A 12,366-nucleotide genomic window follows, 5' to 3' on the forward strand; every position below is an offset into this window, starting at 1 on the left:
AACCCGAATGACACCCCGCCCAACGCCGCCAACAACGCATCCCGAGCCTGCTCCACCGCCGCAACGACGGGGTTCGAGCTGGCCTCGCTCGGGTTTTCCATGAACATGGGCGCCATTGCCTCCTTGATACCCATTCTACCGCGAATCGAACACAAAAACGATAGAACCTCAGAAGCATTTCTGGAAGCAATTGGGAAGGTCGACGCGGATAGCTTTAGCCTCGGTACCCCAGAATGCTTGTTTGCAAGCCGTTCGGGGTGAACTAGTCGCGTGAAGGTTTGCCTTTACGACGGGACAATATCGAATTCAACAGCGGATTCCTCTCACGAAACGTACACGTCAGGGCTCCTTTTGATCGATGCACGCGGCGATCTGTGATGCTGAACCCATCTTCGCTGGGCGCAGCATTTAAATCTTGCTCTCGTTCCGGGCCTAGGCCTCGACCGCAGGCACGGGCGCCCCCGGCGAGACGCAGGCGCAGCGTCTGCCCAGGGCGAGCCGTCGACACAGCCACGCACACAATGACCGTCGCAGCGAGGCGGCAGCCACCGCGCCGTCCGGGGGGTGAGCGCACCACGGTGAGCTACGCGGCCAGGGGAGCGGCTCCTGCCTGCCAGCGGATAGCGCGCACGCCGGCCCGGGTGCCGTGCATGTTGTCATCGTGGCCGCGCCGGCGACGGCACTCGACCAAGTCCTCGGCCGGCGTGATGTGCGGGTCGCGGCACGAGTTGTCGTAGCCGGTGTAGTCGATTTCAAGGAGGAGTTCGTCGTCAGTCATGGTTGAAGTTCCAGTTCAGCGGAGGCACCCCGAGGTGAGGTGTCCCGGCGAATGCAGGTGCCGGATCACAGCGCTTGCCTCGAACCGATCGTGCAGTACACAACCCGATCTGAGGCCCGATGTCACTCTCCGGCAGCGTCGGCGGAGCTGGTCTCTGCATTCGAGGGTAAGTCGCCGCGGTGCGGATTGTCTGCAAGAAAGCGAAAATGTTTCATTTCGTTACACGGTGGTGATGTGGAGGTAACGTCGATCGATCGATCGGTCGGCTCGCCGCCCGGGCGTACCCTCGAATTATGAAACGTGCGCTCGCGCTGAGCCTGGTCACCGTGCAATTTCTGCTGCTGGGGGCTCTGGTCTTTCTGCCCCATGGCTCGCTGTGGTCGCCCGGCGTCGGCATCATCGTGGCCGCCATCACGTTCGCTCTGGTCGGCGCCGCCCTCGCGGTGCTCGGCGTCGTTGGCCTGGGGCCAGCGTTGACCGCGAGTCCGATTCCGCGGGAGGACGCCCCGCTGGTCACCGGAGGTGTCTATGGGCTCATGCGCAGCCCGATTTACGCGGGACTCATGACCGGCGGTGTCGCACTCGTGCTGGTGGGGGCATCCGCTCGGCACGTCGTGGCGTGGCTCGCCCTGGTCGGCCTGCTTTCAGCGAAGACGCGGTGGGAAGAGCGGATGCTCGTGGCCGAGCACCCCGATTACCTCTCCTACGGCGCGCGGGTCGGGCGATTCTTTCCGGGCATCGGTCGGCTGGCCGGGCGCGGCTGATGCCCTTTCATGCTGGTTTCGGGTGTCGGGTAACGATTTTGCCGCCCGAGTGTTGGCCCCAGTATGACTATTCCGCTCTCCATTCTTGATCTCGCTCCGATTGCCCCCGGGCAGACCGCTCGGGAGAGCTTCGCGGCGAGTGTCGCGCTCGCGCAAACGGCCGAAAAACACGGGTACGAGCGCGTCTGGTATGCCGAGCACCACAACATGCCCACCATCGGATCGTCGGCGACGAGCATCCTGATCGGCCACGTCGCCGGGCAGACCAGCACCATTCGGCTCGGATCCGGGGGCGTCATGCTGCCCAACCACTCCCCGCTGGTGATCGCCGAGCAGTACGGCACGCTGGCCGAGCTCTACCCTGACCGCATCGACCTCGGCCTCGGCCGGGCCCCCGGCAGCGACCAGAATACCGCCAGAGCGATGCGCCGCGACCCGCGCGCCTCCGACCAGTTTCCGCAGGACGTCATGGAACTGCAGGCCTACCTGCGCGGCCAATCGATCGTGCCCGGCGTGCAGGCGGTTCCCGGTGCCGGCACGAATGTGCCGCTCTACATTCTCGGCTCCTCGCTGTTCGGCGCCGGCCTCGCCGCCGCCCTCGGCCTGCCCTACGCGTTCGCCTCGCACTTCGCACCCGATGCTCTGCACGAGGCCATCGCGCTCTACCGCCGCGACTTCACGCCGTCGGAGCAGCTTGCCACGCCGCACCTCATCGTTGCCGCCAACGTGATCGCGGCCGACGATAAAGCGGATGCCGTGGCCCAGTTCGAGACGACCCGCCGCACCAGGGTGCGCGGCATGCTCTCCCGCGGGCCGGCGACGCCTGAGTACAGCGACGACCAGATCGACCTGTTCCTGACCACGCCGGAGGGCCGCAATATCGCCAACATGATGCGGTATTCAGCGGTCGGCACCGCCGACGAGGTACGCGCCTATCTCGAGGAATTCGCCGCGGGAACCGGAGCTGACGAGCTCATTCTCGCGCACCAGTCGCCGCTCATCGAGGGCCGCCTGCGTTCGGTCGAATTGACCGCCGATGCCATGAATCTCGTATCGGCGTAGGTTTCTAGCATGACTCCGGACACGCTCGTCGATCTCTGCCTGAGCCTGCCCCAGGCGATCGAGACCTTTCCGTTCGGCGAGGAGACGAGTGTGTTCAAGACCAGCGGCAACGGCAAGATCTTCGCACTCTCCGCCCTCGGCGGCGAGCCGTTCACGGTCTCGCTCAAAGTTGATCCGGAGGAGAGCCGGGCGCTCCGTGAAGAGTTTCCGCAGTGGATCACCCCGGGATACCACCTCAACAAGAAGCACTGGATCACGATCGTGCTGGACAACCACGTGCCCGCCGAGCTCGTGGAGCAGCTGCTGCGCGACAGTCACGCGCTCGTACGGCCCCGCCTCACACCTCAGACAGCGGCTCGCCCAGGGGATCGGCAGCGCTGAGGTCGGCCAGTGCCATGCCGCCCACGGGCAGGCCGGCCCAGGACAGCAGGGTCCAGCCTTCTTCGGGCGAGCCGGTCAGCTCGACAACACCGGTGTTGTCGAGCTCGTTTTCGCCCGCGAACGTCGTGGGCACGTTCTGCGCGCGGGCCGCGGTCCACACGCGAATGGCGGCGCCGTGGCTGAACACCGCAGCGACCTCAGAACCGGCAGCGGCCCGCGCGATATCGGTGTCGAACCGACGGAAGAAGTCGTGACCGTCGTGAGCGCCCGGCATCCGCTTGTCGAGGTCGCCGGAGCCCCAGGCCACCGCGGTTTCCAGATAGGTGCGAACGGATGCCCGATCGCGCAGCCCCTCGAGCGACCCGGCTTCGATCTCGTGTAGTCCGGACGCGACCTGCAGCTCGAGGCCGCGATCGGCGGCGAGCGGATGCGCGGTCAGATGCGTGCGCAGCAGCGTCGACACAAAAATGGCGTCGATCGGATCTGAGCGCAGGGCATCGGGTATCGCGGCGGCCTGGCGCAGGCCGAGATCGGTCAAACCCGGGCCCGGACGCTCGGTATCGAGGCGTCCGAGAACGTTGCCGGGAGTCTGGCCGTGGCGGATCAGGAGTAGTCGCATGTCTGTTCCAGCATAGGGAACCTTGCTGGGCGGTGGGAGACGGATGCGCCGACGGCTGCGGCACGGCGCGATACGGCGCGGTCTCGCAGCGGAGAGTGGCAGCATGGAGGAAATACCTTCGAGCGTTCGAATAGGAAGCAGTTTTATGACGATCATCAAGATCAATGCCATCACCGTACCGAGCGACGGCGGCGACGAACTCGCCCAACGCTTCGCGGCCCGCGCCGGAGCCGTCGACGACCGCCCCGGCTTCGAGGGTTTCGAGCTGCTCAAGCCGACCGACGACCGCCTGACCTGGCTCGTTGTCACGCGCTGGGCCGACGAGGAATCGTTCCAGGCCTGGCTGACCTCCCCGTCCTTTGCCCACGGCCACCGCAGCGAAACCCCGAAGGAGGGCGAGCCGAAAGCGCGCCCCGTCGGTGTGAGCAGTGAGCTGTGGTCCTATGCGATCGCCGGCGGGACCGCCAGCTAAAGCATCCGGGCTGCCGGCTTCCCGCGAAGGCGGTCCTGCCGCCCTACGCGGGCGGGCCTGCCTCGGCGCCGTCCTCCTGAAGCAGTTTGGTGATCGACCGCAGGGTTTCGGGGGAAACGTCGCCGAGCATCCGCGCCGCAAAGCTCACGACTCGGGCAACGCGCAGGCTCTTGACAAATTCGAGCTGGGCGTCGACCCGGTCGGGCAGATCTCCGGCGGCGCCGAGCATGTATTCCGGAGGGATGCGGAAGAACTCGGCAATGCCGGTTAGGAGCGCCGGATCGGTGACGAGGGGGCCGTCGCCGGTGATCATGTAGGCCCAGCGTGCTCGGGAGAGCGTGAGTCCGCGTTCCTTCAGCCCCGCCTCGATTTGGCGGAAAGTGTACGGGGTATTGCCCTCGGCCACGACGACATCGAGCAGCAGGTTGAGTTTGCGCGCCAGCTCCAACTGCGGGCTCACGTCCCCCCAATTCTGCGGCGCGCTCATCGTGTCGGCCCGACGAGGGTGGCGGGGGTCGCTGGCAGACCCACCTGGGTTCGCTGTTCGGCCAGTTCGATAATGGCCAGCTCGGCCGGGGTGACGGCCTCCTCGGGGCGAAGCAGCAGGCTGTCGCGAATCTCGACGTGTCGTCGATACAGGTGCGCGCCGGGTCCACTGACCGTGAGCAGCTGCCGCGGTGAGAGCTGCCGCTCGATGCTGAGGTGCGGAGTGTCGCTCAAAAGCCGCCACCACAGCGGTGTGATGCGCCAGAGCAGCACGCGGTCGCGGTAGTTCTCTCGGCCGGCGGCCAGCGCATCGACGGCCGCAGTCAACCCGAGGCCGATGACGAGACTGATGGGGGAAAGCAGCAGGGTCAGGGTGTAGGCAGTACGCGCCCAGCCGACCAGGAGATAGTCCGCGTAAAAAACGGCAAGCACGGCACTGGTCAGGCTGATGACCGCGTAGGTGAGAACGCCCAGGCAGGCGAGTAGCACCAAGCTCAGTGAGATCAGCGTGACCGGGCGGCGTTGCCGCCGCAGGTCAGCCAGGCAGGCTATAGCGAAGGACACCGCAAAGATTCCCATCGCGATCCAGGTCGTGGCCGCGTACGCGGTGAAATCCCAGCGAGGAATGAACGATGCGGCGATATCGTCGGTCACCCGCCAATCGCTTCCGAAGAACAAGATGGCCTGCGCGACGATGATCCCGCTGGTGACCAGGGAGGTCACACGCTTGCGCGCCCGGGTGAGGCCGCGCGGCGACATGGCTTCCTGCACGATGACGTCGAGCAGGGCAATGGCAACGATCGTCAGGGCGTGGAAGATGAAATAGGTCACATTGCCGTTCCCGAGCAGCGCATCGACCGGACGGTACACCGGCTGGGGCATAAGCGTCATGGTCAGAGCGAAGACCGCGAGAAACAACAGGAGTGGCCGTCGGCGTCCCCGAATGGCCGACGGCACGCACACCGCCGCGGCGACCCAAAAGACGGCTGACAGGGTGAAGAGAACTGTTTGCATCAGAGAACTCGTCCGAATCCGGTTTGGGTGCCGTGGGCAGCCAGCGGCCCATCGTGCAGCATGATGAGGGCGAGCTGATCGCCGATGGCCTCGGCCAGGGCCTCCTGCTCGTCGGAGAAGCGGGTGCGAGATAGGGCATAGACGATGGCATCCATTGGAATCAGGGGCGCCAGCAGAGCCACTCGCTCCGCCGACAACAGCTCTTGTTCCTGATTGAGAATCATGTGACCGAATTCATGATTGATGAACTGTTGGCGATGCATCACCGAGGTGGTCGGTGCGTGGTGGATCCGCTCGAAATTTTCCCCGGCGACGGCAATCCACAATCCGCAGAGACCGGCCTCGAGCATGCGCGGAGTCGCCCTCTGCACCACGATTTTTTTTCCGCGCACTGTTTCCATGTGCCGGTGCAACAATTCGGCCGTGAGCGGCCGGGGCAAACCAAGGTCGGACACCATCGTGTGCGCCCGCTTCTGTCGCGACTCGTAGTTCATCGGATGCCCCCTGTTTGCCCAATTATCCTACCCTTCGCCGGGTGCGGCCAGCCTCGGCGCGCGCCGCGGCCCTCCAATGGGTTACGATAGACATGTCTAACGTGGGTCTGTGGGGGAGGATCGGCAATGGCATCGCTCGACAATGGCGGCAATGCGGGGGCTCTGATATCGGTGTTGAACACGTGGTATAGGCGGCCAACGGTCGAGCGGGCACTGCGCTCCACGTGGAATTTGCGCGATCGGCGCCCTCTTATTGGGGGCGCCGAGCGGCAGATTTCCCAAGCCAAGCCGTTCCGTCATGGGGGAACCAGCGTGTTCGACCTCTGGCTACGTTCCCGAAGATCTCGCTCTGGAGCCCGACCCGACCGTCTCGTGCAGTCATGGTTGCTTGGCTTGCTTCCAGCGGGGGTCAGCCCGCGCGTCATCCTCACCTTCGACAGCTGGCACAACGCACGAACGAGCACAGAACTAACCAGGGACGCCCTCGGAGCCGTGACCGTCGCTAACCTGGCTACGGTGCGTGCGGCACTGAAAATCATTGATGCCGGAAACAGCGTGGTGGTGCAGGTCTGTTCTATTCCTGACCAATCGGAAGAAACCCTCCCCACGATTCGGGTATGGGTGTGCAATCGAAACAAGGCCAAAGCCATCGACGCAGCTACCCTCGAACAGAACCGGCGGGGCATGCTCCCCGTGCAAGCTCCGCGTGCGGCAGCACGATTCGAGACCGGGTGGATCGTGACCGGGGAACCCGGCGGGGCGCACCGTACTCGTGGGCGCGCCCGGCGGCGCGCACGCTAAGAAACGTTACTTCGGGGCCGCGCACCGTTCGGGGCCGCCGTTAGGCTGATCCAATGAACACCGACCGAGAGCCCGAGCGAACGACTGACACCGAAACTTCCGTCGCCCAGGCGCGCCCAGCCCGATCGCAGGCCCTGTTGAACGCCGTCAGGTCGAGCGTCGTCATCGCCGACGGCGCCATGGGCACCATGCTGCAGGAGCACAACCCCACCCTCGACGACTACCAGCAGCTCGAGGGCTGCAACGAGATCCTCAATGTGAGCCGCCCCGACATCATCGCGGCCATCCACGACGTCTACCTCGAAACCGGCATCGACGCCATCGAGACCAACACCTTCGGCGCCAACTGGTCGAACCTCTCCGACTACGGCATCGAAGACCGCATCGAAGAACTCGCCCGGCTCGGCGCCGAGATCGCCCGCACCAGTGCCGAGAAGTTCGAAGCCCGCGACGGCCGCGTGCGTTGGGTGCTCGGCTCGATGGGCCCCGGAACCAAGCTGCCCAGCCTCGGCCACACCACCTACTCAAACCTCAAGGCCACCTTCGCCGAGCAGGCGCTCGGCCTCATTCGCGGCGGCGCTGACGCCTTCCTGATCGAGACCTCGCAGGACCTGCTGCAGACCAAGAGCGCGGTGAACGGATGCAAGCAGGCCGTAAGCGAGACCGGCATCCGCTTGCCGATTTTCGTCGAGGTGACGGTGGAGACCACGGGAACCATGCTGATGGGCAGCGAGATCGGCGCGGCGCTGACCGCGCTCGAACCGCTCGGCATCGACGCGATCGGCCTGAACTGTGCCACCGGGCCCACCGAGATGAGCGAGCACCTGCGCCACCTCTCGAAGTTCTCCCGCGTACCGGTGATTTGTATGCCGAACGCCGGTCTGCCCCAGCTCACCAAGACCGGCGCGAGCTACCCGCTGACCCCCGACCAGCTCGCCACGGCGCACGAACAGTTCGTGAAGGAGTTCGGGCTGGGGCTGGTCGGCGGATGCTGCGGCACGACTCCCGCACACATGCGCAAGGTGGTCGAACGGTTGCGTGGTGTCACGGTAAAGCCGCGCACGCTCGAAGCGGATGCCGGCGTCGCCAGCCTGTACCAGCACGTCAGTTTTGACCAGGACAGTGCCTTTCTGGCCATCGGGGAGCGCACCAACGCCAACGGCTCCCGAGCCTTTCGGGATGCGATGCTCGCGGAGAACTGGGACGACTGCGTCGACATCGCCCGCAGCCAGGTGCGGGACGGCGCCCACCTGCTCGACGTCTGCATCGACTACGTCGGCCGTGACGGCGTCGCCGACATGAAGCAGGTCGTCTCCCGGCTCGCGAGCGCGTCGACCCTGCCGCTCGTCGTGGACTCCACCGAGCCGGCCGTGCTGCAGGCCGGCATGGAGCTCATCGGTGGCCGTCCGGTGGTGAACTCGGTCAACTTCGAAGACGGCGAGGGGCCTACCTCCCGGTTCGGCCGCATCATGCCGCTCGTGAAGGAGCACGGCGCCGCCGTGATCGCCCTCACCATCGACGAAGAGGGCCAGGCCCGCACCGCCGAGCACAAGGTGCGCATCGCCACCCGGCTGGTCGAGACGCTCGTCAACGTGTGGGGCATGCGGGTCGAGGACATCATCGTCGACGCCCTCACCTTTCCGATCGCGACCGGCCAGGAGGAAACCCGTCGCGACGGCATCGAAACCATCGAGGCGATCCGCCAGATCAAGGCGAAGTACCCCGGCATCCACACCACCCTCGGCGTCTCGAACGTGTCGTTCGGGCTCAACCCGGCGGCTCGCTCGGTGCTCAACTCGGTGTTCCTGCACGAGGCGACCGCGGCCGGCCTCGACTCCGCCATCGTGAACTCGGCCAAGATCGTGCCGCTCGCCTCGGTGCCCGATGACCGCCGCAAGGTGGCCCTCGACCTGGTCTGGGACCGCCGCGAATACGACGCCGAAGGCACCCTCACCTATGACCCTCTGGTGGCCCTGCTCGACCTGTTCGCCGGCGTCGACTCCGCCGCATTGAAGGACGAACGTGCCGCCGAACTGGCGGCCCTGCCGGTGGGCGAACGGCTGGAGCGCCGCATCATCGACGGCGAGGCCAAGGGCCTCGAAGCCGACCTCGACCTCGCCCGGGCCGGGGGCCTGAGCGCCCTCGACATCGTCAACGTGCACCTGCTGGTGGGCATGCAGGTCGTTGGTGCCCGCTTCGGCAGTGGCGAGATGCAGCTGCCGTTCGTGCTGCAGTCGGCCGAGGTCATGAAAGCTGCCGTCGCGCTGCTGGAGCCGCACATGGAGAAATCCGAAGCGGCCGGCAAGGGCACGATCGTGCTCGGCACAGTTCGCGGCGACGTGCACGATATCGGCAAGAACCTGGTCGACATCATCCTCACCAACAACGGCTACGACGTGATCAACATCGGCATCAAACAGCCGATCGCTGAGTTCATCCGGGTCGCCGAAGAGCACAACGCCGACGTCATCGGCATGAGCGGCCTGCTCGTGAAATCCACGGTCGTGATGAAGGAGAACCTGCTCGAACTCGAGTCCCGCGGGCTCGCCGATAAGTGGCCGATTTTGCTCGGCGGCGCCGCCCTCACCCGCTCCTACGTGGAGGACGATCTCGACAGCGTCTTCGCCGGACAGGTGCGCTACGCCCGCGATGCCTTCGAGGGCCTCGCCCTGATGGAACCGCTCGTGGCCATCTCCCGAGGCGCCGACCCCTTGTCCGTCGGGCTGCCGCCGCTCAAGAAGCGCATCCACAAGAAGAGCCTGCTCACCCTGACCGAGCCGGAGGAGATGCCCGCCCGCTCCGAGGTCGCTGCCGACAACCCCATTCCGGTGCCGCCGTTCTGGGGTACCCGCATCGTCAAGGGCGTCGCTCTCGCCGATTTCTCGGCCTTTCTCGATGAACGCGCCACCTTCATGGGCCAGTGGGGGCTCAAACCGAGCCGCGCCGAAGACGGTGCCAGCTACCAGGAACTGGTCGACACCGTCGGCCGGCCGCGCCTGCGCTACTGGCTCGATCGCATCCTGAGCGAGGGCATGCTCGACGCTTCCGTGGCCTACGGCTACTTTCCGGTCGTCGCCGAGGGTGACGACATGGTCGTGCTGCACCACGGCGACGACCCCACCGGGCTGGTGGGCCAGGCCGGCCTGCTCGCGCCCGACGGCGGTTCCGGTGGCCTGCTCGGCTCTGATCGTCTGCGGTTCAACTTCCCCCGGCAGCGCCGTGACAAGCACCTGTGCCTGGCCGACTTCGTGCGCTCCAGGGACACTGGCCAAACGGATGTCGTGGCCTTCCAGCTGGTCACCGCCGGCTCGAACGTGGACTCGGTGACGGCCAAGATGTTCGCTGCGAACCAGTACCGCGACTACATGGAACTTAATGGGCTGACCATGCAGCTGACGGAAGCGCTGGCCGAGTACTGGCACTCGCGCATCCGCTCGGAATTCGGTGTCGGCGGCGAAGACCCGACCGATATCGCCGGCATGTTCAAGCTGGAGTATCGCGGAGCCCGCTTCTCGCTCGGTTACCCGGCCTGCCCCGAGATGGAAGATCGCCGCAAGGTGGTCGAGCTGTTGAAGCCCGAGCGCATGGGTGTGGTTTTGTCGGAGGAGCTGCAGCTGCACCCGGAGCAGTCGACCGACGCGTTCGTGTTCCACCACCCGGAAGCGAAGTACTTCTCGGTGTAACGGGTCGTTCCTCCCGAATCACCCCGCGTGGCGCTCGAAGTACTCCGAGAGGGCGTCGCGCATGACGTCGCTTTGCGGTCGCTGCGCCGCCTTGACAAAGGTCGCGAGCTGATGGTCGAGTTCTTCCGTCAGGCGAAAGGTTCGTTTGGGCGACTGGTACCCACGAGCTTTCTGTTCACTCGCCAAACTTGGGCGCCCGCGAAGGGCCTTCTCGACGCCCTCAGCGCCGCCCAGCGCCGCCTCGAGAGCTGCCCGGCCGTGGGCCGCGGCCGCGTCGCCCTCGCGTAGGCGCGCGTCGGGCCCGAAAGTCTGCAGCTGCTCGGCCCACGAACTGCGGTCACTGTCCGTGTTCATTTCTTTCTCAATTCCTCGACCAAGTCCAGAATCTTGCGCCGTGCAACCATGACATGAAACACCGACACGTCGGATGGCGGGGTCACCTCCACCATGACTTCCAGCAACCGACGTCGATCATGTGTTGGACAAATACGTGTTCAATCAACACCGAGATCAGGCCGTCGCCGCCCGGGCAATCGAGGTTCGTCAAATGACTACACGTGGTCGATGGCGTTCAACATGGCATAAATGGCGTCTTCGTGGGCAACGCCGTGCTTGTCAGCTGAGGTGGCCCACGTCAGCCCCACACGTCGATAGTACGCCTCGACGCCCCTTTTGTGTAGGACATAAATCGGTGGCGTGATTAAACGTGGTGCTAGTTTGCTGCGGTGAAGACGCTGTCGAAGAAATCCACGGCATCGACAGCAACACGTCCACGCACATTCCTGGGATCTGGTCGATCGCCGAGAAAGACATAGTGGCCAATGTCAGCGCCCACGCTCTGTCCTCGAGCGTTTGACAGAGCCTCAAGGTAGACGAGTGCGTTTTCCTCGGGAAGGCAATTATCGTCGGCGTCACCCCAGCGAACCTCGACCCGTGACGTGATTTCTTGAAGACTTTCAGGCGTGAGCAGTTGACCGACCGCTGGAGCCATCAGAAAACCGGCCCGAACGCGATCGTCGGCAAATGACCCGACACCGTCGGAGACGATTATTGCCAACTCATCGGGTGTATACGCGGCACCCAGCTTCTCAATGAGGTGTGGAAACTCCGGCACATCCGGTGCCGGCACGAGTCCACTGAAGACAGCTTCGACAATTGGTTGGCTCAGGCGTGCACCCAGCAGGGCAGCCACCGAATAGCCACCCAGCGAGAATCCTGCCGCACCGATTCGTCGTTCATCGACCTCAAAGGTGTTGATCAAGTAGTCGAGAACGAGCGTCAGGTCTCGGGCCCGCTCCCACAGAAAGGCGAATCCTTCGACCAGGTACTCGTCGTTGTAGCTGTTGCCGTGATGGTCAACGGCCGCAATAAGATAGCCAGCGTCACGGAGCGGTTCCGCCAGCCAAGTCATATCCTCGGCCGCGCCACCGGTGCCGTGTGACAACAGGATCGCTGGAGCAGGCCCGGCAACGGATGGCGCCCAGACGCGTATGACCAGAGGTCGCGATCCGGAATCGACCGACCAGCGGTGTCGCGTCTCGTCAGCAAGTTCGATCGTGGTGAATGACATGCACCCATTAGACCAGCCGAGACCCTTGTGCCACGACTGTTGTGTGTGCCCCGTTAGAGGCGCGGACCGGACTACATGGAACTCGACGGACTCACCATGCAGCTGACCGAGGCGCTGGCCGAGTACTGGCACTCGCGCATCCGCTCGGAATTCGGTGTCGGCGGCGAAGGCCCCACCGATATTGCCATCATGTTCAAGCTCGAGTAACGCGCCGCGCGGTTCTCGCTCGGCTTCCCGGCATG

General features: G+C 65.0%; 14 protein-coding genes. 7 read left to right on the plus strand and 7 right to left on the minus strand.

Features of this window, described 5'->3' with window-relative positions:
* Positions 1-583: 583 nt before the first annotated feature.
* Positions 584-778: a hypothetical protein gene (locus E3T29_RS16305; protein WP_134346613.1), complete on the minus strand. Its 195-nt coding sequence runs from the start codon at positions 776-778 to the stop codon at positions 584-586.
* A 293-nt stretch (positions 779-1,071) separates the two neighbouring features.
* On the opposite strand from E3T29_RS16305, the gene E3T29_RS16310 reads away from it, so the two are divergent.
* The 3 genes from E3T29_RS16310 (at position 1,072) to E3T29_RS16320 (ending at position 2,985) form a co-directional block, all read left to right on the plus strand.
* On the plus strand, positions 1,072-1,542 hold the full coding sequence (locus E3T29_RS16310) for an isoprenylcysteine carboxylmethyltransferase family protein (protein WP_134346614.1): 471 nt from the start codon (positions 1,072-1,074) through the stop codon (positions 1,540-1,542).
* A 63-nt stretch (positions 1,543-1,605) separates the two neighbouring features.
* On the plus strand, positions 1,606-2,604 hold the full coding sequence (locus E3T29_RS16315; RefSeq protein ID WP_134346615.1) for an LLM class flavin-dependent oxidoreductase: 999 nt from the start codon (positions 1,606-1,608) through the stop codon (positions 2,602-2,604).
* Between the two features lie 9 nt (positions 2,605-2,613).
* On the plus strand, positions 2,614-2,985 hold the full coding sequence (locus E3T29_RS16320; RefSeq protein WP_134346616.1) for an MmcQ/YjbR family DNA-binding protein: 372 nt from the start codon (positions 2,614-2,616) through the stop codon (positions 2,983-2,985).
* On the opposite strand, the gene E3T29_RS16325 is transcribed toward E3T29_RS16320, so the two are convergent.
* Complete coding sequence (locus E3T29_RS16325; protein ID WP_134346617.1) at positions 2,942-3,604, minus strand: histidine phosphatase family protein; 663 nt, start codon at positions 3,602-3,604, stop codon at positions 2,942-2,944. The genes E3T29_RS16320 and E3T29_RS16325 overlap by 44 nt on opposite strands.
* A 145-nt stretch (positions 3,605-3,749) precedes the next feature.
* Between E3T29_RS16325 and E3T29_RS16330 the strand changes: the two genes are divergently transcribed.
* Positions 3,750-4,076 (plus strand): antibiotic biosynthesis monooxygenase, encoded by a 327-nt coding sequence (locus tag E3T29_RS16330; protein WP_092339607.1) that lies wholly within the window; start codon positions 3,750-3,752, stop codon positions 4,074-4,076.
* Positions 4,077-4,119: 43 nt separating this feature from the next.
* On the opposite strand, the gene E3T29_RS16335 is transcribed toward E3T29_RS16330, so the two are convergent.
* The 3 genes from E3T29_RS16335 to E3T29_RS16345 are packed head-to-tail and all read right to left on the minus strand — an operon-like array spanning position 4,120 to position 6,070.
* Positions 4,120-4,536: a hypothetical protein gene (locus E3T29_RS16335; protein ID WP_233197494.1), complete on the minus strand. Its 417-nt coding sequence runs from the start codon at positions 4,534-4,536 to the stop codon at positions 4,120-4,122.
* Positions 4,537-4,559: 23 nt separating this feature from the next.
* Entirely contained in the window at positions 4,560-5,576 is a 1,017-nt protein-coding gene (locus E3T29_RS16340) for a DUF6545 domain-containing protein (RefSeq protein WP_134346619.1), read from the minus strand.
* Positions 5,576-6,070 (minus strand): hypothetical protein, encoded by a 495-nt coding sequence (locus E3T29_RS16345; RefSeq protein ID WP_134346620.1) that lies wholly within the window; start codon positions 6,068-6,070, stop codon positions 5,576-5,578. Before E3T29_RS16345 ends, E3T29_RS16340 begins: the two co-directional genes overlap by 1 nt.
* Before the next feature lie 126 nt (positions 6,071-6,196).
* On the opposite strand from E3T29_RS16345, the gene E3T29_RS16350 reads away from it, so the two are divergent.
* Together E3T29_RS16350 and metH are read left to right on the plus strand one after the other, a co-directional pair.
* Entirely contained in the window at positions 6,197-6,871 is a 675-nt protein-coding gene (locus tag E3T29_RS16350; RefSeq protein WP_134346621.1) for a hypothetical protein, read from the plus strand.
* A gap of 53 nt (positions 6,872-6,924) precedes the next feature.
* Positions 6,925-10,554, plus strand: a complete 3,630-nt coding sequence (gene metH, locus E3T29_RS16355; protein WP_134346622.1) for a methionine synthase — start codon at positions 6,925-6,927, stop codon at positions 10,552-10,554.
* Positions 10,555-10,572: 18 nt separating this feature from the next.
* Here the strand turns inward: metH and E3T29_RS16360 are convergent, their stop codons facing one another.
* Both E3T29_RS16360 and E3T29_RS16370 read right to left on the minus strand, forming a co-directional pair.
* Entirely contained in the window at positions 10,573-10,908 is a 336-nt protein-coding gene (locus E3T29_RS16360) for a ribbon-helix-helix protein, CopG family (RefSeq protein WP_134346623.1), read from the minus strand.
* 358 nt (positions 10,909-11,266) lie between these two features.
* Positions 11,267-12,124 (minus strand): prolyl oligopeptidase family serine peptidase, encoded by an 858-nt coding sequence (locus E3T29_RS16370; protein ID WP_134346624.1) that lies wholly within the window; start codon positions 12,122-12,124, stop codon positions 11,267-11,269.
* A 75-nt stretch (positions 12,125-12,199) separates the two neighbouring features.
* On the opposite strand from E3T29_RS16370, the gene E3T29_RS20515 reads away from it, so the two are divergent.
* Positions 12,200-12,331 carry a hypothetical protein gene (locus tag E3T29_RS20515; RefSeq protein WP_255575368.1) on the plus strand — a complete coding sequence of 44 codons (132 nt, stop codon included), beginning with the start codon at positions 12,200-12,202 and terminating at the stop codon, positions 12,329-12,331.
* The last annotated feature ends 35 nt before the right edge of the window (positions 12,332-12,366 follow it).

Source organism: Cryobacterium sp. TMT1-66-1 (assembly GCF_004403435.1).
GTDB lineage: Bacteria > Actinomycetota > Actinomycetes > Actinomycetales > Microbacteriaceae > Cryobacterium > Cryobacterium flavum.

Excerpts from the sequence above, each read along its gene's own strand:
- E3T29_RS16305 (WP_134346613.1), bottom strand. The coding sequence starts at position 778 with ATGACTGACGACGAACTCCTCCTTGAAATCGACTACACCGGCTACGAC.
- E3T29_RS16310 (WP_134346614.1), top strand. The coding sequence starts at position 1,072 with ATGAAACGTGCGCTCGCGCTGAGCCTGGTCACCGTGCAATTTCTGCTG.
- E3T29_RS16315 (WP_134346615.1), top strand. The coding sequence starts at position 1,606 with ATGACTATTCCGCTCTCCATTCTTGATCTCGCTCCGATTGCCCCCGGG.
- E3T29_RS16320 (WP_134346616.1), top strand. The coding sequence starts at position 2,614 with ATGACTCCGGACACGCTCGTCGATCTCTGCCTGAGCCTGCCCCAGGCG.
- E3T29_RS16325 (WP_134346617.1), bottom strand. The coding sequence starts at position 3,604 with ATGCGACTACTCCTGATCCGCCACGGCCAGACTCCCGGCAACGTTCTC.
- E3T29_RS16330 (WP_092339607.1), top strand. The coding sequence starts at position 3,750 with ATGACGATCATCAAGATCAATGCCATCACCGTACCGAGCGACGGCGGC.
- E3T29_RS16340 (WP_134346619.1), bottom strand. The coding sequence starts at position 5,576 with ATGCAAACAGTTCTCTTCACCCTGTCAGCCGTCTTTTGGGTCGCCGCG.
- E3T29_RS16345 (WP_134346620.1), bottom strand. The coding sequence starts at position 6,070 with ATGAACTACGAGTCGCGACAGAAGCGGGCGCACACGATGGTGTCCGAC.
- E3T29_RS16350 (WP_134346621.1), top strand. The coding sequence starts at position 6,197 with ATGGCATCGCTCGACAATGGCGGCAATGCGGGGGCTCTGATATCGGTG.
- metH (WP_134346622.1), top strand. The coding sequence starts at position 6,925 with ATGAACACCGACCGAGAGCCCGAGCGAACGACTGACACCGAAACTTCC.
- E3T29_RS16360 (WP_134346623.1), bottom strand. The coding sequence starts at position 10,908 with ATGAACACGGACAGTGACCGCAGTTCGTGGGCCGAGCAGCTGCAGACT.
- E3T29_RS16370 (WP_134346624.1), bottom strand. The coding sequence starts at position 12,124 with ATGTCATTCACCACGATCGAACTTGCTGACGAGACGCGACACCGCTGG.
- E3T29_RS20515 (WP_255575368.1), top strand. The coding sequence starts at position 12,200 with ATGGAACTCGACGGACTCACCATGCAGCTGACCGAGGCGCTGGCCGAG.